20 protein-coding genes are annotated in these 22,869 nt (G+C 42.5%); 14 read left to right on the plus strand and 6 right to left on the minus strand.

Translation table 11 applies throughout. The annotated features are described in order from the left end of the window. Nucleotides 1-16 precede the first annotated feature (16 nt). Nucleotides 17-1,414 (plus strand): PhoH family protein, encoded by a 1,398-nt coding sequence (locus tag AC3KVK_RS04015; protein WP_490310916.1) that lies wholly within the window; start codon nt 17-19, stop codon nt 1,412-1,414. 168 nt (nt 1,415-1,582) lie between these two features. Next, a complete protein-coding gene (locus AC3KVK_RS04020; protein ID WP_490310917.1) occupies nt 1,583-2,479 on the plus strand; it encodes a diguanylate cyclase in 897 nt (298 codons plus the stop codon). A gap of 36 nt (nt 2,480-2,515) precedes the next feature. On the opposite strand, the gene AC3KVK_RS04025 is transcribed toward AC3KVK_RS04020, so the two are convergent. From AC3KVK_RS04025 to AC3KVK_RS04040, 4 genes are all read right to left on the minus strand, one after another. After that, nucleotides 2,516-3,445, minus strand: a complete 930-nt coding sequence (locus tag AC3KVK_RS04025; RefSeq protein WP_490310918.1) for a hypothetical protein — start codon at nt 3,443-3,445, stop codon at nt 2,516-2,518. A 14-nt stretch (nt 3,446-3,459) separates the two neighbouring features. Continuing rightward, nucleotides 3,460-5,040, minus strand: coding sequence for an HD domain-containing phosphohydrolase (locus AC3KVK_RS04030; protein ID WP_490310919.1), 1,581 nt, complete (start codon nt 5,038-5,040; stop codon nt 3,460-3,462). A 66-nt stretch (nt 5,041-5,106) separates the two neighbouring features. Beyond that, on the minus strand, nt 5,107-5,928 hold the full coding sequence (locus AC3KVK_RS04035; protein ID WP_490310920.1) for an MBL fold metallo-hydrolase: 822 nt from the start codon (nt 5,926-5,928) through the stop codon (nt 5,107-5,109). 101 nt (nt 5,929-6,029) lie between these two features. Further along, nucleotides 6,030-7,814 (minus strand): DUF885 domain-containing protein, encoded by a 1,785-nt coding sequence (locus tag AC3KVK_RS04040; protein WP_490310970.1) that lies wholly within the window; start codon nt 7,812-7,814, stop codon nt 6,030-6,032. Between the two features lie 120 nt (nt 7,815-7,934). Between AC3KVK_RS04040 and AC3KVK_RS04045 the strand changes: the two genes are divergently transcribed. Continuing rightward, nucleotides 7,935-8,813: a kinase gene (locus AC3KVK_RS04045; RefSeq protein ID WP_490310921.1), complete on the plus strand. Its 879-nt coding sequence runs from the start codon at nt 7,935-7,937 to the stop codon at nt 8,811-8,813. Here the strand turns inward: AC3KVK_RS04045 and AC3KVK_RS04050 are convergent. Further along, on the minus strand, nt 8,810-9,757 hold the full coding sequence (locus AC3KVK_RS04050) for a D-2-hydroxyacid dehydrogenase (RefSeq protein ID WP_490310922.1): 948 nt from the start codon (nt 9,755-9,757) through the stop codon (nt 8,810-8,812). The genes AC3KVK_RS04045 and AC3KVK_RS04050 overlap by 4 nt on opposite strands. 102 nt (nt 9,758-9,859) lie before the next feature. Between AC3KVK_RS04050 and zntR the strand changes: the two genes are divergently transcribed. From zntR to AC3KVK_RS04070, 4 genes are all read left to right on the plus strand, one after another. After that, on the plus strand, nt 9,860-10,273 hold the full coding sequence (gene zntR, locus AC3KVK_RS04055) for a Zn(2+)-responsive transcriptional regulator (protein WP_490310923.1): 414 nt from the start codon (nt 9,860-9,862) through the stop codon (nt 10,271-10,273). Beyond that, nucleotides 10,257-11,516 (plus strand): SO_0444 family Cu/Zn efflux transporter, encoded by a 1,260-nt coding sequence (locus tag AC3KVK_RS04060; protein ID WP_490310924.1) that lies wholly within the window; start codon nt 10,257-10,259, stop codon nt 11,514-11,516. Before zntR ends, AC3KVK_RS04060 begins: the two co-directional genes overlap by 17 nt. A 138-nt stretch (nt 11,517-11,654) precedes the next feature. After that, entirely contained in the window at nt 11,655-12,557 is a 903-nt protein-coding gene (locus AC3KVK_RS04065) for a polysaccharide deacetylase family protein (protein ID WP_490310925.1), read from the plus strand. A 51-nt stretch (nt 12,558-12,608) separates the two neighbouring features. Beyond that, the gene (locus tag AC3KVK_RS04070; protein WP_490310926.1) at nt 12,609-13,745 is read left to right on the plus strand and encodes a PQQ-dependent sugar dehydrogenase; all 1,137 of its coding nucleotides are present in this window, start codon (nt 12,609-12,611) and stop codon (nt 13,743-13,745) included. A 71-nt stretch (nt 13,746-13,816) separates the two neighbouring features. Here the strand turns inward: AC3KVK_RS04070 and AC3KVK_RS04075 are convergent, their stop codons facing one another. Next, a complete protein-coding gene (locus AC3KVK_RS04075; protein ID WP_490310927.1) occupies nt 13,817-14,077 on the minus strand; it encodes a DUF2999 family protein in 261 nt (86 codons plus the stop codon). 264 nt (nt 14,078-14,341) lie between these two features. On the opposite strand from AC3KVK_RS04075, the gene AC3KVK_RS04080 reads away from it, so the two are divergent. From AC3KVK_RS04080 to AC3KVK_RS04110, 7 genes are all read left to right on the plus strand, one after another. Beyond that, nucleotides 14,342-15,757, plus strand: a complete 1,416-nt coding sequence (locus AC3KVK_RS04080; RefSeq protein ID WP_490310928.1) for an imelysin family protein — start codon at nt 14,342-14,344, stop codon at nt 15,755-15,757. A 110-nt stretch (nt 15,758-15,867) separates the two neighbouring features. Continuing rightward, entirely contained in the window at nt 15,868-17,526 is a 1,659-nt protein-coding gene (locus AC3KVK_RS04085; RefSeq protein ID WP_490310929.1) for a di-heme oxidoreductase family protein, read from the plus strand. Nucleotides 17,527-17,531: 5 nt separating this feature from the next. After that, on the plus strand, nt 17,532-18,935 hold the full coding sequence (locus AC3KVK_RS04090) for a di-heme oxidoreductase family protein (protein ID WP_490310930.1): 1,404 nt from the start codon (nt 17,532-17,534) through the stop codon (nt 18,933-18,935). A 21-nt stretch (nt 18,936-18,956) separates the two neighbouring features. Then, nucleotides 18,957-20,093, plus strand: a complete 1,137-nt coding sequence (locus tag AC3KVK_RS04095; protein ID WP_490310931.1) for an imelysin family protein — start codon at nt 18,957-18,959, stop codon at nt 20,091-20,093. A 1-nt stretch (nt 20,094) separates the two neighbouring features. Continuing rightward, nucleotides 20,095-21,195 (plus strand): DUF1513 domain-containing protein, encoded by a 1,101-nt coding sequence (locus tag AC3KVK_RS04100; RefSeq protein WP_490310932.1) that lies wholly within the window; start codon nt 20,095-20,097, stop codon nt 21,193-21,195. A 191-nt stretch (nt 21,196-21,386) separates the two neighbouring features. Continuing rightward, the gene (locus tag AC3KVK_RS04105) at nt 21,387-22,502 is read left to right on the plus strand and encodes a 1-acyl-sn-glycerol-3-phosphate acyltransferase (RefSeq protein ID WP_490310933.1); all 1,116 of its coding nucleotides are present in this window, start codon (nt 21,387-21,389) and stop codon (nt 22,500-22,502) included. A 119-nt stretch (nt 22,503-22,621) separates the two neighbouring features. Continuing rightward, on the plus strand, nt 22,622-22,864 hold the full coding sequence (locus AC3KVK_RS04110; RefSeq protein ID WP_490310934.1) for a DUF1289 domain-containing protein: 243 nt from the start codon (nt 22,622-22,624) through the stop codon (nt 22,862-22,864). Nucleotides 22,865-22,869 lie beyond the last annotated feature (5 nt).

Raw genomic sequence — 22,869 nt, forward strand, 5'->3', positions numbered from 1 at the left:
ACAGAAGGAATGATTTATGGGAAAAATGCGCGCTGAAGAAAAAAAAATGTATGTACTTGATACCAACGTACTCCTGCATGAGCCACTGGCTTTTCTATCCTTTGAAGAGCATGACGTTATCATCCCCATGACTGTTCTTGAAGAGCTTGACCACATTAAAGACCGAAAGAAAGATGTCAGTCGCGATGCCCGTGTTGCGATCCGATCCTTGGAAGGTGTGTTACATAACGCGACGCCAGAAGAAATGATCGAAGGGGTTGCCTTGCCGAGTACAAAAGTCGATGAACGAGCTGCAAACGGTAAATTACTCATAGTCAATGATCATTTATTTGCAGAACAAATATCGGGATTACCCGGCAATGAAAATGATCACCGTATTATTAATAGCGCTGTGCATCTGCAGAACCAATATCCAGATATCAAAGTTGTTTTAGTCACGAAAGACATCAATATGCGGCTCAAAGCCAAAGGAGCCGGTCTTAAATTTGTGGAGGATTACCGCACTGATCAACTTATTGACGATATCAGTTTATTGAGCTCTGGACACAAAAAGTTATCCGGAGATTTTTGGCAGACAGTCGGTCAGTGCAAAAGCGATCAAGAGGGACGTGACTTGCACCACACGGTGCCTAAAGATTTGCTCGGCGACGTATTTATTAATGAGTATTTATTAGATGATGGTGGGCATTTTGCTGCCCGGGTTGAAAGCTTTACAGACGATGAAGTGACGATTTTGGATTTAGGGTATGAACGAATGATGTCCAGAATGGCATGGGGAGTTCGACCAAAAAATATTTATCAAGCGATGGCAATGAATGCATTACTTGATACACACATGGATTTAGTGATTCTTACTGGGCCTGCCGGCTGCGGGAAAACCCTGCTAGCACTTGCATGTGCATTGGAACTAGTTATAGAGCAAGGTATTTACGATAAAGTGATCGTGACGCGTAACACTCCTGAAATTGCAGAATCAATTGGTTACTTGCCAGGAACGGAAGAAGAGAAAATGGCACCTTGGCTAGCTGCGATTACGGACTCGCTTGAGGTGCTGCATAAAAGTGATCAAAACCCAATTTCTAGCCGGAATTATATAATGGAAAAAGCGAATATTCAGTTTAAGTCTGTTAATTTCATGCGCGGTCGCAGTATTCAAAATGCCATTGTGATTTTAGATGAAAGTCAAAATTTGACCGCCGCGCAGCTAAAAACGATTATTACTCGATGCGGTGAAGGGACAAAGCTTATTTGTTCAGGCAATCTTGCACAAATTGACAGTAATTACCTCACGCCTGTTACGTCAGGTTTAACGTATTTGGTCGAGCGTTTTAAAAACTTTGAAGGAAGTGCGACAGTCAACTTGAATGGAGTTGTCCGAAGTCGGCTGGCTGCATTTGCAGAAGAAAATTTATAATTTTCAGGCAATAGTGCTGGCTATTGTGTCTATTCGTGGTAAAAATTACCTAATTAGGTTTAAATTTAGTAATTTTTACCACTATAGTTACAGTCTGAGTGCACAAATATTGCAATATAATTTGTTAGGTTTGATTGAAAGAAGGTCATACCCTGTATGGGAGTAGAAATGGAACGAGCGTTAATTTTAGTTGTCGATGATGACCCGCTTAATTTGGTGGTGTTAACGCAAACCCTGCAGCCTCAATATCGCGTGATGACCGCTAATAATGGAGAGCAAGCGTTATCATTAATATCTCAACATTCAGTTGACCTTGTTTTACTTGATATAAAAATGCCTGGAATGGATGGTTATGAAGTTCTGAGACAGTTGAAAAACCAAAGCGAGACTCAGTCAATACCGGTAATTTTTATTTCAGCCAACGATAGCCATGCCGACGAAGCCAAAGGGTTAGAAATGGGGGCAATGGATTACATTACTAAACCTTTTAGCCCTCCCATCGTTCAAGTTCGAGTCAAAAATCAGCTGACCATCAAACAAAAAAATGACTTGCTAGAAAAGTTAGTCTCTATTGATGGCTTGACCGAAATTAATAACCGCCGATTTTTTGATGAAAACATTACTAAAGAATGGCGTCGCTCTGCGCGCAGTACGGAAGAAATGGCAATGTTGATTATTGATATCGATCACTTCAAATTGTTTAATGATAACTATGGGCATCGGGCTGGGGATGAATGTTTAAAAGTAGTCGCCACGACCATTAAATCACTTTGCCAGCGAGGCAGTGATTTTGTCGCTCGTTATGGTGGCGAAGAATTTACCGCTGTTTTTTCTCCTTGCACATTAGAGGATGCGGTTAAACAAGCTGAACGATTACAAAAAGCCGTATATGACTTAATGATACCTCACCAATTTTCACCGACCAGCGATTACGTTACGATTAGCGTGGGTGTTGCTAGCAGCCATTCTGTGGGGGTCTGTGATGAAGATACGCTTATCGAAGTCGCGGATAAAAATCTATATTTAGCCAAAGAAGCAGGGAGAAACCAAGTTAAAGCAAGCTAATTTTTCTTCGGTTGATTTTCTACGCTGTGCCTTTATCTAAAAAGTTTCATGGTAGTAACTTTTCCCATCCACAAACGATCTCGAACTTTGAGATACTTCTGCCAATGGTAATAAAGCGGGTCCTACGGGTTCAGCGAGTAAATAATGCAGCCCATCTATATCAACATAGTTATCAGTACTTACGATTGGGAGCTGAAAACCTAACAAAGCGTGCTCAGGTAAATACAGTAATACAATACTTAAACGAGGGTAAATATTTTTTAAAATGGTGGCAGCCAAGATCATTTTACTATCGCAATCACCATTATTTTGAGTCAGCAGTCGTAATGGAGGGTTAAATCCTGCGCCGTTTGATGTTTTGCGATCTTCTAGAGGTGAGTATGGAATGGATTGCACCCAATTAAGTACAAAGTTAATAACATCTCGTGGTTTTCTTAAGGTCATTTGTGCTTCGATTGCAGCAGCAATCGGTGCAACATGATTAAGTCCCTCTTGGGCGAACCGGAGGTGATCTACTTTGATACTCGGGCCATGCCAAGGGCTCTGAAAGAGAACGTAATGATGTTTACTTAAAAATGCTTGCTGAGCTGTTCGCTCGACTTCTGCAAGTTCACTGAGAACTTGTGTTCTTGTTTCCTCATCTTTACTTTTTACGCTGTAAGCGAGTTTTTTATGGCGCCGTTTAAATTTCACGCGTACATTTCTGGGGTTGTACTGACCAACTTGTGATAATAATTGTTGGTATACAAAGTTAAGAGCTTCATCTTGATCGTAACGTTTAAAGCGTCGATAAGTGTTGTTAATCAATTCTTTTTCGAGCTTAAAAGCTAAGGTTTGACGCTGATTATCCATATCTTGCCATACGTAGCGGTATTCAATTACTTCACCTAAATCATGTTGGGTTCTTTCAAAGCCAAAAAGGTGACAAGAGAACATAATGAGGATGAGTAGTTTAATAAATTTCACAGGGGGCTGATTCTTCAATAAGGAGCGGTGTAATTAGGAATGTCATTTTCATCAATATATTCATTAGCAATGTTAGGTACGAATTTCTTTGCGTAATCTAAGTATACTTTTTCTTTGATAAAAATGTTGAATAGATCAGCGTCAATATGTTGATCTTTCGCCATAAAGCCCATGATTTTCAAACACTCGGTGAGTGTTTTTCCTGGTTTATAAGGTCTATCAGAGGCGGTTAGAGCTTCGAAAATATCAGCAATTGCCATCATTCGAGCGGGCGCAGACATTTGCTCTTTGGTTAAACCTTTAGGGTAGCCTGTGCCATCCATCTTTTCGTGATGGCCACATGCATATTCAGGCACATTCTTTAAGTGTTTTGGAAAAGGCAACGAGTCAAGCATCATCACAGTGACATCAATGTGATGATTAATGATGGTTCGCTCTTCAGGGGTCAGTGTACCGCGCTGAATTTTTAAGCAAGCTAATTCATCCTCAGTGAATACAGATTGCTCAGCTCCATTAAGGGTAATGATGTATCTGTTAGCTAAACGCTCAATTCGCTCAATGCTTTCATCGGGTAAAAATTCACTGCCTAAATTGGTATGCTTAAGAAAGTCACGATCAGATGCAAGTTGTTGAAGTTCAGAGGCTAAGTCAATATTTAATTCAGGATGTTTTAATGCTTTTAATTCAAGTTGCTGCGCGTAAATTTCAAGTTTTGCATCTAAGTACTCTATGCGGTCAAAAATAGTTTGTAATTTAGTCGCTTTATCCATGACATATTCAGGAGTGGCAATTTTGCCACAATCGTGAAGCCATCCAGCGACATTAAGGGCGCTTTTTTCTTGCTCACAGAGATTAAACTCGGCCAAAGGTCCTGCGCTCGCACGATTTACGGCCTCAGCAATCATCATGGTTAATTCAGGAACTCGGCGGCAATGACCCCCTGTGTAAGGGGATTTTTCATCAATAGCACGGGCAATGACTTTCGCTAAAGATTCAAATAAGACTTCCATTTCGGTGACCAATTGTTTGTTGGTTAATGCGACTGCCGCCAATGATGTCATTGATAATACTAAGTCGATTTCCTGTTGGTTAAAGGGAACGACTTGACCTTGGTGTTGTGCATTGATGAGTTGTAAAACACCATTAAGGTCGCCATCGTGGTTCTGCATAGGGACAGTGAGTACTGACTTGGTGCGGTAGCCTGTCCTCTGATCCATTGCTCGTGCCCCACTCATATCGTGATTACAAGCTTGGTAGGCATCTTCAATAATAATGGGTTCTTGTGTTGCAGCCGCTAATGCGACTAAGGCGTTCTTATTAATTTCCCCATCGAGGTAAATCGGGATGTTTTTAAACGGAATATCCGTTTTAGAAGTGCCACCCATATAGAGGTTTAATGAATCATTGAGTAAAGTTTCAAACTTCAATTCTTGCCCATCAACGATGGAATAAATAGTACCGCCATCAGCGTGAGTGAGTGCTTTGGCACTCAATAAAATATCTTCTAACAACTTAGTGGTGTTTTTTTCAGTAGACAGACGGTAGCTCAGTGCCAGTAATTCATCTAATGCGTCTTCATGATTCAATATTGGCATTTTATACGCCTCAGTTATTTGGCAAAGCGTAGAATTGGTTTAAAAAATAGTGCGGCCATGATGGATTCATAAGTGGATTTCCTGTCCTTCTCTAGAAATATCAAATCGCATAGTTTGAGTATGGTCATAATTGGCTAAAACTTCCTCGAGTTCGCTGTCTTTTCTTTCTGGAGCGTGACTATAAAGAACTAACCGTTTGACTTTAGCTTGCTGCCCTAAAGCAATAGCCTGATCGATTGATGAATGGCCCCACCCGAGCTTAGAAGGCATTTCAGAGTCTGTGTACTGGGCATCATGGATGAGTAAATCAACATCTTGTAAAAATGAACGCCATTCTACTAAGGGGGTTTTGAGGTTATCGGTTGAAAAAAGCTCGTTATCGGTGACATAAGCAAGGGTTTTGTTTTGGGCGCGAATTTTGTAAGCAAAACCACCATTTGGGTGATTGATGGGTTTACACACGATTTGAAAGCCAGCAATGTTTAGTTCCTTAACTTCTTCGCTTAATGGGTGCACTGTAATGTCGGCCATTAACTTGTTAGACGGGACAGGGAAAAAGCTTTGTGACATTTGCTCTAAAATTGCGTGGTGCTGTGTTGGTTCGGTTGGAGCACTGTAAATATGGATCTGTCGTCCAACTTGGTAAGCTGGAATAAAAAATGGAAAGCCCTGAATATGATCCCAATGATTGTGACTTAAAAGAATATGAATTTTATCGTCATTGCTGGCTAAGTGTTCACCCAACAACTTAATGCCCGTTCCCGAATCAAGGATTAATTTTTGATTGCCAGACTCTAGTAATACACATGCTGTATTACCGCCAAAAAAAACGGTATCAGGACCAGGGGTAGGGATGGAGCCTCGGGTGCCATAAAAGGTGACTTTCATATTCGTTCACTTTTAGTTTCTGTTCAGAAATTTTAGGCTAAGACATTGAAGAAAAAGAAAACAAGAAGGCTCGGCCTCCTTGTTTTATAGTGAAAAACCGCTTATTTGTCCATTAATTGGCTGATATATTTAACCGGAGAACTACCAAAACTTAAGAAGGTTTCGTGGAATGATTTTAAGTTAAAATCATCGCCTAATTGTTGCTTCTGGCGTTCTCGTAAATCATAGATTTCTCGGTAGCCACTAAAGTAGCTTGTTAGTTGCACTTGGCTCAAAGTTGCACGGCGCCATTTGCCTTCGGCTTCTGTTCGCTCTTGAAATGCGCCGTTCATCAGTAAATCGAGGCCTTCATCTTTACTCATGTCTAACACTTGAATACTGTAATCTAAAATCGTGTTACAAATTACGCGCAAGTTCCATTTGTAATACATCAACCACATTTCGGGTTCAAAATTACCGTAGCCTTCTTCAAGCATCATACGCTCAGTGTAGACCGCCCAGCCTTCAATCATGGCACCGTTACCCAAAATGCTCTTAATTAAAGAAGGTGATTTATTGGCATAAACCAATTGCGAGTAATGGCCTGGAATCGCCTCATGGATGTTGAGTATTTGTAAAATCCAATGGTTATACTCTTTTAAATAAGACTCTGCTTGTTCAGCGCTCATACCATCAAGTGGCGTGACGTTGTAATAAGTGTTTTCTTTACTATCGTAAGGCCCAGGCGCACTAATAGATGCGCCAGCAAAGCCGCGCATGTAGTCAGGAGTTTCACGGACAACGAGTGGTTTATCGGCATCTAAGGTGATCAGGTCTTTTTCTCGAACAAATTGTTCTAGTTCTGGAATTTGGCGTTTGATCTCAGGCACAAATTGATCGGCTGAGACGTGTTTGACGGCCAAATGGTTGATTAGTTGAGCAATAGCTTGATTGTTATCGCTAGGCATTGTTTGTTGAGGAAAGTATTTAGGCCATAACTGAGTGGTTATTTTGACCATTTCGGCTGTAACGCGAGTTTTGTCGGCAACGGCTTTTTGGTACATTTGCTTCGCGCTATAACCAGATTGAATATCGAACGCAAACTTTTCTTCATATAAGGCTTCACCGATTCTAAAAGAGCGCGCTGAGTTGTTTGCAACCAGTTCTTTTTCAAGGGACGTTAAAAAGTCGATATAACCTTGCACTGCTTGTTTGGCAGCATAAAAGCGCTCAGTAAAGAGGGCTTTATCTGAATCGCTCAACGCGGATTTTTGGGCTCGCGCCAGTAAATCATCTGAAAAAACAGAAAACGCCCCTTTATTTTGAGAGATCCCCAGTTGCGTGTATTCAAGCGTTGGCGTATCGATGTTAGCTTGGGCTGCTAGATAATAGGCCGGCACATTTTCCATTCTGATTAAGACTTTTTTAAGCTTACTAGGCTCATCTTCTAAACGACTATTAATGATTTTGGCAAATCCCCCAGCGACATTATAAGACGATGGGTTCCATTGCCAGCTTTTGAATTTGGTGTGTTGCCAAATGTTTTTTTCGAGTAAGTTTTTAATCAAGTAGTAATCGGTTTTTTGATTTTGGTTGAGCTGTTCCAGATCAAATTCCGTGAGTAAGGCTAGCTCTGCTTGTGTATTGGCAAGATCTTTAATGCGACTTTCTTCGTTTGGGATGGTTAAAATGTGATCATACTGCCCATAACCAGCCCAAAGAGACCATTCTGGGTTGTTTTGCCATAAACGTTCAATAAATTGTTCGCTGTAAGTGGCAAAAGCCTGTTGAGGGATATGTTTAGATGCCGAAGGAGTGACTTGGTTGGTTGGTGCATTTTGATTGGATTGGCAGCCCGTCAGACCTATAGTGACCGCGAGTGCAACACCAAGGGCGGTTTGTTTCATCAGCAAATTTTTCATAATTATTGGACTCTATTATTCAATTGTTATTTTAAACGACACTCTGTTATAAGATATTTTCAATGATTTAAAAAGGGGCTTGCTTCGTACAAGCAGCAAATTAAGATGAATCACCAACGTCACTCCATTGCCCCATGGCAAGAGAAGTTTATTAGCCAATATCAATTACCTCATAGTTATATTTATCAGGTTGCACCTATAGTGGAGAAGGTGCATTGGTTATATATGTCTACTTGTAGTGACAGTCCTTGGCTGTTAGCTATTAATGGCCCTCAGGGCTCAGGAAAGTCGACCTTGAGTGCTTATTTGAGCGAGTACTTTCAGCACTCTTATTACAAAAGAACGCTGGTGGTTTCGTTGGATGATTACTATCTTTCACCGCTTCAGCGAGCTGAAAAATCACATTTGGTTCATCCTTTATTTCAAACAAGAGGGGTGCCAGGTACGCATGATGTAACGCAGGCTATCTGTGACATGCATACTTTAATTGCGGGGGGAGAATGTTTGATCCCGCGATTTGATAAAAGCCATGATCGCCCGAGTCCAACATCGCAGTGGCAACACGTAACTGACAAGCAACACATTGTGATTGTTGAAGGCTGGTGTATGGGGGTCCTCGCGCAAACGGCTGAACAGTTACAGCAGCCTATTAATCAGTTTGAACAGGAGCAAGATGCTGATGGGCGGTTTCGACACGCTGTGAATGATGAGTTACAGGCACTTTATCAGGATTTTTTTGCCCTGTTTCCTCATTATATTTATTTAAATGTCTCTGACTTAAAAGATGTATATCGGTGGCGTTGTCAGCAAGAGCATCAACTCATTGCACAAACTGGTCGAGGGATGTCAAATCAAGCTATCTATGAATTTATTCAATATTTTGAACGGTTGACGCGATGGGCTCAGCGTTGTTTGCCAAAGAAGGCGAATATACTTGTGCAAGTGGATTCAAATCATCACTTGCACTTAGTGCCAGTTGTTTAAACAACTCGATTGCGGATCTGATTGTCGTAAAATGCGCGGATATTCAGTGCTATTTGGCTGAGCAAGCGACTCACAGATTGCCTGCTTGCCCATGCAATATGAGGGGTCAGCAGTAAATTGTCGTGTGTGTAAGCTATTAAAGGATTCTCTGCCTGTGCGGGTTCTTTACTTAAAACGTCCACAGCAGCTGCAGTGATAATTTTTTGTTCTAATGCATCACAGAGTGCCTGTTCATTGACAACCCCTCCACGTGCGGTATTGAGTAAGACGGCGCTGGGTTTCATACGTGCCAGCTCAGCTGCATCTATCAGGTTGTGAGTGCTCTCGGTGAGCGGGCAGTGTATAGATACAATATCCGCTTGAGATAGGGCCTGTTCGAACGGAACGCGCCCTGCTCGTGAAGGTTGACCTTTTCGTTCTGCAATAAGTACTGTCATCGAAAAAGCCGTTGCGACTTTTGCCACGGCTTGCCCTAGTTCGCCATAACCAATAATTGCAATCGTTTTATCGGCGACTTCATCAATGTTGTGATCCAGTCTGCAAAAATGTGTACTTTGTTGCCACAGACCATTTTGACAATCCGATAGGTAGCGATGCGTATTGCCTAATAAATTAAATAGCAGACTAAACGTATGCTGCACCACACTGGCAGTCGAATACCCTGCGACATTGCAGACTGCAATCCCCTGTGCTTTTGCTGCTGCAAGATCCACATTATTTGTACCTGTGGCTGCAATACAGATAAGTTTTAACAAGGGTAATTGATTGAGTGTGTTTTGGTCTAGCACCACTTTATTAGTAATGATGACCTCAGCGCTTTGGCTGCGCTCAATGATTTGTGAGGGGTGAGTGTGTTTAAAATAGGTTAGGTGATCTGTCAAGGCTTCAATAGGGGTGAGATCACCACTTGTGAGTGTTCCGTGGTCAAGAATAACAATATTCATATTTAATTTTTTTTGATAGCAACGATTGACCTTGGAGTTTACTCTAAGCTTTATACTGTACTCAATCAATTAATCGCCTCAGACTAGGCGCGAGGAGGATGCATGCAAATAGGTCAATTGGCTAAAAAATTAGCTGTGTCGACAGATACTTTACGCTATTACGAAAAAAATCAATTGCTTCAAGCTAGTGCGCGTACACCATCAGGCTATCGTATTTATGATGAAAGCAGTGTAAAACAGTTAGAGTTTGTCTTGCGCGCAAAAAGTGTTGGTTTTACTTTGAGTGAAATTAAAGAATTACTGACAATCAATGTTGAAAAGGCAAGCCACAGTTGCCGAGAAGTGAAAGACATAACAGCAAGTAAGATGGATGATGTTGCTAATAAAATTGCTGAGTTACAGCGTTTTCATCAGTCTTTGAGTTTATTGCATGCATCGTGTTGTGGTGGTTCTGAATCTGCTCAGTATTGCTCTATTTTATCTGCATTGGAGAATGTTGATGACATTATTAACTAATTTTTGGCAGTTATTTATGATTTCTGCCCCATGGCTATTACTGGGGTTATTTATTGCTGCTCTGATCAATGTTTATTTACCAAAAGACTTTTTAAATAAGCACTTAGGCAAAGAAGGATTTTGGACGACAGTTAAAGCAGCGCTAATTGGGGCGCCCATGCCGCTATGTTCGTGTGGCGTGATCCCAGCTGCTGTCGGGCTTCGCCGAGCTGGCGCATCAAAAAGTGCAACCACGGCCTTTTTAGTGTCGACCCCTGAAACTGGGGTCGATTCCATTTCAGTGTCCTATGTGCTGTTAGGCCCATTTATGGCTATTATTCGTCCTATCGCTGCGATTGCAAGTGCCATTACCGCTGGTGTGCTGGTGGGGCAAGAAAATAAGGCGCCACAATTATCGCAAGAGCAAACTGATAAGCAATGTTCTGAGAATACGGGACCGAAACACACTCAAGGGGACACCGCCACCCGTTGCTGTGCTTCTGAGGCTGAGCCAGTAGTCAAAAAAATCGTCGCGGCCCGTTGCTGCGATTCAGCCCACGAATCAAAACCTATGTTGCTAACGAGTCAATCAAAATGCAGCAATAATGACGTAGCTAAAGATGAAAACTGTTGTGAAACAGCGCCAGTCAAACAAGAAAGTTGTTGCAATGAGGAGCATCCTGCAACTGCGTCACAATGGTTTAAACTCAAGCAAGCTTTTCATTTTAGTGCCACTAAGCTATTACAAGATACGGCGGTTTGGCTAATGATCGGGCTCTTTTTTGCATCGTTGGTGCAGACATTTGTTCCCGCAGGGTTTTTAGCACAGTGGGGAAGTGGCCTGATAGCGATGGCCGTCATGGTTTTGGTCAGCATACCTATGTATATTTGTGCGACGGCTTCAACCCCAATTGCTGCGGGCTTATTGTTATCTGGAGTTTCTCCTGGTGCGGTACTGGTGTTTATGTTGGCAGGCCCTGCGACCAATATTGCAACTTTGGGTGTGGTTGCCAAAGAGCTTGGTAAACGGGCCGTGTTAGCTTATTTAACCGGCGTTGTGGGAGTGGCCTTGATATTTGGTTATCTGACTGATTATTTAGTCGCGGAGTTCGGCTTTGAGGTTGCACCTAGTATGGCAATGGGTCATGAGGTATTGCCTTATTGGCTTGAGTTGAGCGCAGCTGTATTATTAGCAGCGCTGTTAATTCGCCTGCTCGTATTATATTTTTCATCTCACATGAGAGCTCAGACTGTTCAACCTTAACTTATTGAAATAAAAGCTGACTCAGTGTCTTTCTTGTCTAAGTTGACACTTATTCAGCTTTTCTTCAGATAAATCTCATATCAAATAAAGCTAAAAAATGGTGTAGTTTTAGCATCAACCTACTCTGGAATTATAGCGATGAAATGCAGTGTATATTCAGCTTTATTTATGACCTTTTTATCAACAACGCTGGCTGTCAGTGCGCAGCCACAATTTGGCGTTAATCATGCCGATACCGTTCGTGCCAGCAAAGATGCTTATCAGGGGTTTATTTACCCGAACCAAGCAAGAAATGCAGTGAGTTTTAGCTTTGATGATGCGCGTGTGAGCCAAGTGGATGTGGGCCTTCCTATTTTGAACAAATACGGTGTTAAAGCGACATTTTATGTCGTGCCAAATGCTGTTGAAGAACGTTTAGCTGGATGGCAGCAAGCCGCTAAAGAGGGACATGAAATTGCAAACCATACCGCAAATCATGTCTGTAGCGGTAATTTTGAATGGCTTAGGCAAAAAGGGTTAGGATTAGAGCAAATAGACCTCTCATGGCTTGCTGAAGATATGGATATTACCAGCCGTTATATTGAAGAAAAATTGGGGGTGAAAGCTACGGGTTTTGCATACCCTTGTGGTCATACTTTTGTTGGGCAAGGTGAAAAAACGCAAAGTTATGTGCCGCTTGTCGCTGAGAAATTCAGTGTTGGCCGTACCTGGAATGATGAAACAGGCAATAATCCCAACTATGTGGATATGGCTCAAGTTGCGGCTATCCGCATGGATGGTATGAGCTTTGAGCAATTGGTTGAAATGATAGAGTTCATGCGAGTCAATAATGCTTGGATTGTTTTAGCTGGTCACGAAGTGGGAAAAAGCGGTTGGTATACAGTTGATGAGCAGGTGTTAGCACAATTGATTGGCTATTTTAATGACCCTAAAAATGGATTTTGGCTTGATACGATAGGCAATGTGGCCACTCATATTACCCAACAGCGCACACAGACCTCAGAAAAAGGTGATTCATCTCAACTGCCTAGTGGTGGTTAATCAGTGTGCTAAAGTCGGGGTTTCTATTACTGATTTCACTTAGGAATGACTATGAAAAACCCCACATCCTATAAAAAAACGGTTGTTTTGTTTATAACTTATTTTCTAAGCTCTGGCGCTTTTGCAGTCGATTATACGACATTGCCTCAAAAAGATTTGCGTTATGAAGCACAGTCTATCATCGACAACGTGTCTATCCCTTGGGCCATGGTACAGTTACCAAGCGGGCAGTTGTTAGTCAGCGATCGTAACGGTCAATTGCTTTTACAAAACAATGATCAGCAAGCCATCGTGCTTAAAGGGTTACCTAAGATTGATGTCAATGGTCAAGGTGGGTTACTCGATTTAGCGCTTCACCCTGATTTTGAAAACACCGGATGGCTGTATTTCACCTTCTCTAGTTCAGAAGGTGAGGGAGAAGGAAGTCACACAGCGTTAATGCGGGCAAAAATAGATAGCCAAAAAGCCCAATTAACAGAGCTTCAGCTGTTATATAAAGGTGAAGGTAATACTAAAAAAGGTCAACATTACGGTAGCCGGATCGAGTTTGATCACCAAGGTTTTGTGTATTTTTCGATTGGTGATCGCGGTGCTCGTGATGATAATCCACAAGATTTGACCCGAGATGGGGGGAAAATTTATCGATTGCATCAAGATGGTCAAATCCCTTCTGATAACCCTTTTATCAAACAAGCTGGAGCGAAAAAAGCCACGTGGTCGTATGGTCATCGTAACCCGCAAGGGATGTGGTTTGATCCACAAAATAAGCAGTTGTGGGCGCATGAACATGGTCCAAAAGGGGGCGACGAGCTGAACTTAATTCAGCCAGGCGCAAATTATGGGTGGCCGGTAGTGAGCTACGGGGTCAATTATAGTGGTACTGAATTTACCAAGTTGACTGAGAAAAAAGGGATGGTAAGCCCCATTCTTCAATGGACTCCCTCAATTGCTCCTTCTGATATGGCCTATGTAACAAGTGATAAATACCCGCAATTGAAAGGTAAAGTATTGTTAGCATCGATGAAATATTCGTTTTTAAGTGCACTTGAAATAGCCCAAGGTAAAGTCGTGAGTCAAGACAAAGTATTTCAAGGAATAGGCCGGGTGAGAAGTATTTTACAAGGCCATGATAGCTATCTATATGTCGGGATTGATGGCCAAGGCGTAAAACGTTTAGTGATGAAATAACAGCCTCTATTGTTTACAAAAAGTTTATATAAAGGGTTAAATACACCGTATTTAACCCTTTTTTAATGCCATTAATGTTTTTGGCTGTTTAACTTTTCTTTTGCCTCTTCAACTTTTGAAAAATCAAATCCAAGCTCTTCAACGGCTTCTTTGATTAAGTTTGGTTGAGTCATGACGAGTCCCATAAGTTGCTGTAATTTCTCAGGCGCAATACCGAGCTGCTGTACTAATGTCATCGCCATAAAGGGGTTTTCAGTAAAAGATTGGAACAACTCTTGAGTTTGTTTATCACTGACATTGTGCTCTTTCAAAATAGCAATAATTGGGTTCATTGTAGGCCTTGGATTTAAGTATAAGTAATCAATAGTAACGTTATATGGGCAGTCATGGTGGGTTTAAAGACTAATGAGGCATTTTATATGGTTGGCATACCTGTTAATGACAGTGTGTTGTCTTTTTGGTGTTATGGGTAGTTTAAGTTACTTTTAAAAATAATTTAAATGATAGTTATTATCATTATTGATCTAATTGTTGTTACCGTGTAGGATTTGCCGCAAATAATATTAATTATCATTTGAAAAATGTATGGGAACGCAATGAATATAATGAAAAATATCGCACTTTCTTTAGTTGCTGCGGCTGTTTTGGCCGGTTGTGGTGGAGATGATGGCAAGGATGGTGTCGCTGGCGCGCAAGGTGCAGCAGGTCAAGATGGTGTAAACGGTACAAGCGTATTTGTGACCACACAAGATGTGATTAAAACAAATGCACAGCATGCTTACGCTGTTTATGCAGATTCATTAATTGCGGCTAAAGCGTTAAAAGCGCAGTTAGCAGTATTTGTTGCAAACCCTACGGATGCAAACTTTACGTTAGCGAAGCAATCATGGCTAGCAGCACGTGAACCTTATGGTCAATCTGAAGTCTTTCGTTTTCGTGAAGGCCCTATTGATAATTTAACTAAAGATGCTGCCGGTAATTGGGTGTTAGAGCCAGAAGCAGGACCTGAAGGTGCAATTAATGCTTGGCCACTTGCTGAAGCGTTAATTGATTACACCCAAGATATGGATGGTTTACAAAACCCTGAAAATCCAAGCACATTACCAAGTGGTGGTAATATTATTGCTGATTTAGAAAGCTTCCCTGTAATCAATAAAGCCTTGATCCAAGCACAATTTGAGCGTGGCGATGATGAGGCTAACGTTACCTCTGGTTATCATGCCATTGAGTTTTTACTTTGGGGTCAGGATTTAAATGCAGACGGTACATATACCGCTAATCGTGATTACTCAGCTGGATATCGCAAAGCCAGTGATTTCTATACGGTTGAGAATCAAATGGGTCAATGTACTTCAGGCGAAGCCGGTGCAGCGAACGAAATTTGTGTTCGTCGTGCTGAATACTTACTTGCGGCTGCAGATTTGCTGATTGACGATCTTAAATCAGTGGTGGATGCATGGACACCAGGCAGTGGTTTTCATTATGTGGCCTTTACTCAAGCTGACACACAAAAGCAGTCATTGGCTAAAATCCTAGAAGGAATGGGGCGCTTAAGTTACGGAGAACTTGCCGGTGAGCGAATGAGCATTGCACTTCGTACCGATTCACAAGAAGATGAGCATTCGTGTTTTTCAGATAATACCCATCGTGATATTTTCTTAAACGCTAAAGGGATCCAGAATGCCTTTAGTGGTCAATACACACGTTTTGATGGTGAGGTTTTACAAGGTGCCAGCATTTATGACTTGCTAGTTGTAGCCGGCCACCCTGAACTGGCAAACAAATTACGTGGAGCACTAGAAGAAACCATGGCAAAAGCGGCAGTGATTGATACCACTGCAAAATTAGGTTACTCATTTGATGTGCAAATACAGCAACCTGAGCTTAAAGGCGCGGTAACAAACACAATAGAAGCCTTAAAAACGCAAACTCAAGTTATTAAAGAAGTCATTGAGGCACTCGAAGTGACTACGGGTGATTTAGAAGGCGATACTGACGAGTTCGGCGGATAAACAACACTCAATAAAATAGCCCATCCAATTGGATGGGCTTTTTGCGTTTATTGTTTGGGGTGAATACACACCCAATGAAGAGGTAATTTTTCATCTTGCGTGGGGCGAAAATGAAAAAGCAGATATGTGTTGTTAGTTTGTTGATGTGGTTAGTAGGGTGTGGAGGTTCTGGCGATAAAGAGCAAACGGTGGTGACTCCGCCAGTCACTCCGCCAACGGTGGTGATGCCAGGTCAACCCGATGATGGCTTAGCCGCACTGAATCCTACTACCCCGGATAGTCTTGAGCATCTCTCAGGTGGGGATGTTACGACGTTAGTTAGTAATCAAGATGCCTTTAGTCAGTCGGCGCCAGCTATTCGCAGTGATTTTGAACTCGATGGGGTATTTAAGTCGGGTGACCATTTATTTCGGGGTGTTCATGTTGGGCAAGGGCCTTTATTCAATAATCCAACTTGCCAAGGATGCCACATTAAAGATGGGCGAGGTGAAGTGCCCAGTGATCCTTCGCAAGCAATGACCAGCATGTTTTTAAGGATCAGCGATGCACAAGGTGTTGCAGATCCAATTTATGGTGATCAAATCCAAACATTTGGCATGAAATCTGGGCAGTCACAAGGTTTATTACCTAAGCATCGCGGTGCGCTTGATGAAGGCGTTGCATACGGTGAAGCGTACGCTTGGGTTGAATACCAAACGATAGATGGCCAGTTTGATGATGGGCAAACTTATCAGCTACGCCAGCCTATTTATAAAGTGAAAGATTTAGCCTATGGCGATTTTAATGCCAATGTGCGGCTATCCCCTCGGGTTACCCCGAGTATTTTCGGTGCCGGGCTATTAGAAGCGATACCTGAGCAGTCTATAACTAGTTATGCCGATCCTGATGATATTGATAAAGATGGGATTTCTGGGCGAGCAGTTTTTGTTACCGAACCGATTTCATTGCAGTTAAAGTTAGCTCGTTTCGGATATAAAGCTGCCACCGCCTCGGTATTGCAGCAAATCTCAGGTGCCTATCGCGGTGATATGGGAATTACTAATGTAGTCGCCACAGAGGAGTCATGTACGGTAGAGCAAACCGCTTGTCTCGCGCAAGCGGCTCTTGAGCAAGATAAAGAGCAAAATGGGCTAGATTTAAGTGCGTTAGCATTGGCACAAGTTGAGTTTTATAATCGTTTATTGGCTGTGCCATCGCGCCGTGGCTTTGATAGCAGCAGCCACACTTGGCAATCCGATGTCTTAGCGGGTCGCACTTTGTTTTTTAACGCCCAATGTGCAAGTTGTCATATTCCTCGGCATAAAACTGCACAAGCGCAAGGCAGCTTATTAGGTGATGCTGGCTTACTTGATTTAGCCGAAACTCGAACCCCGATCGCAGCATTAAGCAATCAAGTTATCTATCCCTATACAGATTTATTGTTGCACGACATGGGGGGCACGTGTGCAGTGATTCAGCGAGAAACAGCGCAAGGTGAAACGTGTACTGAGGGCGCACAATGTTACTGGGTTCAGCGCTGTGAAGGATTAGCAGATGACCGTCCTGAAGGAAGTGCATCAGGCACTGAATGGAAAACCCCGCCTTTGTGGGGGTTGGGCTTAGTCAAAACCGTTAATCCGAGAGCTACATTCCTCCATGATGGCCGAGCTCGTTCAATTACTGAGGCGATATTATGGCATGGCGGAGAAGCGCAAAAGGCGAAAGAAAACTTTAAAGCCATGTCGCTCACTGAGCGTGAGCAGTTACTTACATTTTTAAATTCGCTTTAGGTCTTATGATAAAAAAATATAGCTTACTTGGTTTTATTGCATTGCTGGGAGCTTGCTCAGAGCCATCAAAGGTGCCGAAATTTACCCATGCAGAGCTTCGCCCTGGTGGAGAGGCCACCTTAAAAAGGGTTAACACCCGAACGTTTATTCACCCGTCAGGGAATTTATCGATAGACGATGAATTGGAGTTTTGGGATGGGTTGTCTTTTTTTCGTGATCCTTGGGTGGCTTCCCCTGCAATTACAGCTGACAGAGATGGGTTAGGCCCTCTTTATAATGCTCGTTCATGTAAGGCCTGCCACAGCCGAGGTGGGCGAGGTCGGTTAGTGGGTGAAGGAGTGTCTAGTCCGATGGCACTTTTATTTCGTTTAGGGCAAGAAAAACAAACACTCTCAGATCCGATCTATGGCTCTCAGCTGCAAACATTTTCAGTTTTGACCCCTGCACATTCAGCAACGTTATTACCCGAAGGGCAAGTAAAGCTGAGTTATGAGCTAATTGATGGACAATTTGCCGATGGGACCCGCTATCAATTACGTAAACCTGTGTATCGGCTGGTTAATTTAAGTCAGGGGGAGTTAGATTCGGCGACACAGATCTCGCCCCGTTATGCACCGGCAATTTATGGCATGGGATTACTGGATGCGATTGCGACAAAGGATTTACTCAGTCTAGAAGATGAATTGGATACAAATAACGACGGGATCAGTGGACGATACAACCGCGTACCGGATGTGATTACGGGGGAGCTATCGATAGGGCGCTTTGGTTTTAAAGCGTTACACCCTTCTCTTAATCAACAAATTGCCAGTGCCTTTGTGAACGATATTGGCATCACGAACCCTTATTTTCGACAAGAAACCTGTCAATCAAGTCAGTCTGCATGTTTGTCTGAAGCGAAACGCGCTAAAGGAGAGGAGCAACCTGAAATTCCGATGAAGTTATTAAAAACCACGGAATTTATGAGTGCGCATTTAGCCGTGCAGCCAACACGTAAATTAAAGAGCTCACAAGCGCAGTCAGGTCGACGGATTTTTTATCAACTCGGTTGTGATTTATGCCATCAACCCAGTTTTAAAACCAGAGAGGATTACCCGCAGCCTGAGTTGGCAGGGCAAGTCATTTGGCCTTATTCCGATTTGGCATTGCATGATATGGGAGAAGGACTCGCTGATGGTAAGCAAGAGCATTTAGCGACAGGAAGAGAGTGGCGTACAGCGCCGCTTTGGGGAATAGGTTTGCAAAAACGCATTCAAGGATATCAGGCTTTCTTACATGATGGCCGAGCGCGCACTCTCTCTGAAGCTATTTTGTGGCATGGCGGAGAAGCGCAGGCTGCGCAGGCGCAGTTTTTGGCTTTACCAGAGGTAGATCGTCAAGCCTTACTTTTTTTCTTAGCACAAATTTAATTAGTTTTTACAGGAACGAATATGAACAAATATCTATTAGTGATGCTGGGCGCATCATTTTTGACGGCCTGTGGTGGTGGAAGTAATCCGAGTGAACCAGCCGTTGTTGAGCCGCCACCCGTCGTGGTTAAAACCAATGAGCAAGCGATGGCCGCGGTTCTGCTCGACTTGGCCGATAAAGTAATCATACCTGACTACCTACAACTGCAGCAGCGCAGTGAAGAGTTCGAAATAGCCGCGACGAATTTTTGTTCGTTATCTTCGACTACACAAAATGATTTGACGGGGTTACAACAAAGCTGGTTAGCTTTAAATGCAAGCTGGCAAGCGACAAGACCGACTAAATTAGGGCCTGTTTTTAAGCAATTTCGCTATTCACGTTTGCAAACTTGGCCAGATAACAATGCTGCTGTTTCACGCGGAGTCGCAACCCTATTAGCTTCAGAGCCACTCACAGCTCAGGTGGTTGCCAATACTCAAGACGGTGCACAGGGCCTTCCCGCGTTAGAGTTTTTACTTTTTCCTGAACTGCCAGAGCAAGACTTGTTAGATGCTTCAGATAAAGAGCAGCGTTGTTTAGCGGTGATGGCAATTGCTGCCAATGTGAGAGTCATTACCAGTGAGCTTGTCAGTGGGTGGCAAACTCAAGGTGAGGATTTTAGAGCGCAATACATATCGGGCAGTGGTGAATTTGTGTCGATGAAAGATGCCCTTGAAGAGCAGTTAACAAACTGGTTTGAACTGGTTGAAATTATTACTGATAACAAAATTGGCCAGCCGTTAGGACTATTAGCACCGGGCACATTAAATAATGCAGAGCAATACCGCAGTCAAAGTTCATTGCAAAACATAGAGCAAAACTTAAAAGCATTGCAGCGTATTTATTTAGGTGCTGAAGGATATGGTTTTGATGATTATTTAGGAGAAATTTATCAAGCCCAAGCATTAGATGAAGCTATAAAAACTTCGTTTTCAAACGTGTTTCTCGCGCTTGATGAAGTCAATGGTGCGCTTGAAGTTGCAATAAAAGAAGATGAAGGGCGAGATCAGCTCACGGCATTAAGTAACAAAATTAAAGCGCTACGCACCATTATGGCTAGCGACTTTGTCCAAACAACCGGGCTTAACCCAAGTTTTAATTCGAATGACGGTGATTAAAATGGCGTTAATTTCTCGGCGGCGGTTTTGTCAATCTTTAGTCGGGTTCGCTGGGTTTGCGATGTTGCCAGGCTGCTCCACTCGCCAGAGTGAAGAGCAGTTTGTCAGTGCATATTCGAATCCGAATGGTCAACATTTTGTCGCGCGGTTCAATCGACAAGCTAAGATCCTAGCACAAGTTGAAATACCTATACGAGGCCATGATATTGCCGTGTCACCTGTTGAACCAGGTCGCGTATTTGTGTTTGCACGTCGACCTGGAGAATACTTGTTTGATGTGGATTTACGTTCGGGGCGATTGAATCAAATAAAGCAAGCGAATTCTGGGCGGCATTTTTTTGGTCACGGAGTCTTCAGCGAGGATGGAACAAGACTGTTTACTACCGAAAACGATTTTAATTCTCAAATCGGTAAAGTGGTGGTTCGTGATGCACAGACTTTAACTGTAATTACCGAGTTTAATAGTGGCGGGGTGGGTCCTCATCAATTGGCGTGGCTGAGTGATGGTCGAACTTTAGTGGTGGCCAATGGTGGCATAGCGACCCATCCAGATACCCCAAGAGAAAAGCTTAATTTAGCGACCATGGCGCCAAATTTAACTTACTTGGACAGTCTAAGTGGTGAAATATTACAGCTGTTTACTCCTCCTCATCATCAATTGAGTATCCGTCACTTAGCTGTTCATCAGGATGATAAAGTGGTGATTGCTATGCAGTTTCAAGGTGCGGCGAGTGACATTCATCCACTCGTGTTCACTCAGCAGGGTCGCGAACAGTTACAAGCGTGCCACGCGCCGATGGCGATCTGGCAAAAAATGAATCAATACACAGCCAGTGTCTGTATTGATAAGGCGACAAATGTTGCTGTCGTGAGCTGCCCAAGAGGTGGGTTTGTCAGTTTTTGGGATTTGAAACACGATCGTTTGATTGATGAGTTTACAATCCGAGATTGTGCGGGTGTCTCAAGCACAAAAAGTGGTTTTGTATTGAGTAATGGCAAAGGCGAAGTTCAGTTGGCCAATCCATTGTCGATTGAAAAAGTTGCCAAGTTTCAAGCGCCTGGTCATAAGTGGGACAATCATATGGCGAATTGGACAAGTTAATTGAGCGCGTGCATCGTGGTGTTACTTTTTAGGTGGCGTGATACCCGAAAATTGTTCAATAGAATCAGTAAATATATAAAAACTTTAACTTTCTTAGATTCATGTTAACTGGTAGGATTTGTTAATCTTCGCCTAGTTTAACCAAGCAGGTTAGAATAGCGCTCAAATTTTTAATTGGTGTAATGAGAGTAATGACACAGGCAGTAGATCCATTTGCAGACATCCGTCCATACAATGATGATGAGGTCGGCGCATCAATTCAACGTTTAGTGAATGATGATGCTTTTATTGCGTTGATCGCAAAGCATAATCTACCCAGTTGGCTCGACCCTTTTCATGGTTTACTCACGCCACTTTTAAAATGCTACTTAGCTAAAAAATGGTCTAAATTTACCTCTGTTGCTCAGATCCAACAGGTCGTAGCCCATTATTTGGGACGAGTGATCAATGAAACCACCTCAAAGGTCACATTTTCTGGGCTTGAGCATTTAGATAAAAAACAAGCGTATTTATTTATTTCGAACCATCGTGATATCGCACTTGACCCGGCTTTAATTAACTGGGGTTTGCACACTCATAAAATGAATACAGTACGCATAGCTATTGGTGATAATTTACTGCAAATTCCTTATATTACAGAGTTGATGAAGTTAAATAAAAGCTTTGTCGTAAAGCGTTCGGCTAAAGCGCCTAAAGAAATGCTACGAGCGTTGTCACAACTTTCAGCATATATTTATGACTCTTTAACCAGCAATAATTCTATTTGGATTGCGCAAAAAGAAGGGCGAACCAAAGACGGTGATGATCAGACTGATCCTGCGTTACTTAAAATGTTACAGCTGAATGGCCGCAAATTAAAGTTGGATTTCGCAGATTATGTGCGTGAGCTTAGAATTGTTCCTGTGTCTATTTCGTATCAATTTGAGCCTTGTGCCATTGCCAAGGCAAAAGAGCGCTATCATAAAAGCACGTTTGGTGAATACAAAAAAGCCGAAGGCGAAGATATAGAAAGCATTATGGAAGGATTTCGCTCAAATAAAGGGCATGTACATGTTGCATTTGGTCAGCCGATAATCGATCGCTGTGATACTCCAGAGCAACTTGCACAAACAATAGATGAGCAGATTTTATCGTCATATTATTTGCATCCGGGCAATTATTTAGCGGCTAATTGTCAGTTAGAGGACATTCCAGCTAACCAAAGAGAGCTATTTGAGCAACGAATGGCTCAAGTGCCTGATGAGCTAAAAGAGCTGGTAATGGCTATGTACGCAAAGCCCGTTATAAAGCAATTAGCCTCACGTTAGATACTAAAAAAGCCGCCAAAGCGGCTTTTTTAGTATCTTCAATGTATTGATTATTCATCCTGACAGTTGTAAAAAGTTCTACTAAGATTATTTAAGCCTGAATACTGTCAGGGGGATTAATGCAACAAATTGAAATTTTTGAAATTCCATCCCCTTGTATCGGAGTATGTCAAACCAATAGCCGCGGTTATTGTTTAGGATGCTTTAGAAGTCGTGACGAACGTTTTCTTTGGCAAAAGATGTCAGATGCAGATAAAAAGCAAGTCATTGTCTTATGCCAACAACGAAAGCGAAGGGCTGCCAACGCTGCGATGACAAAAAAACCGACTGCCGAAGGTAAACAAGATGATTTTGATTTTTAAACATA

The sequence above is a fragment of the Pseudoalteromonas sp. J2K-J979 genome, from assembly GCF_058169715.2.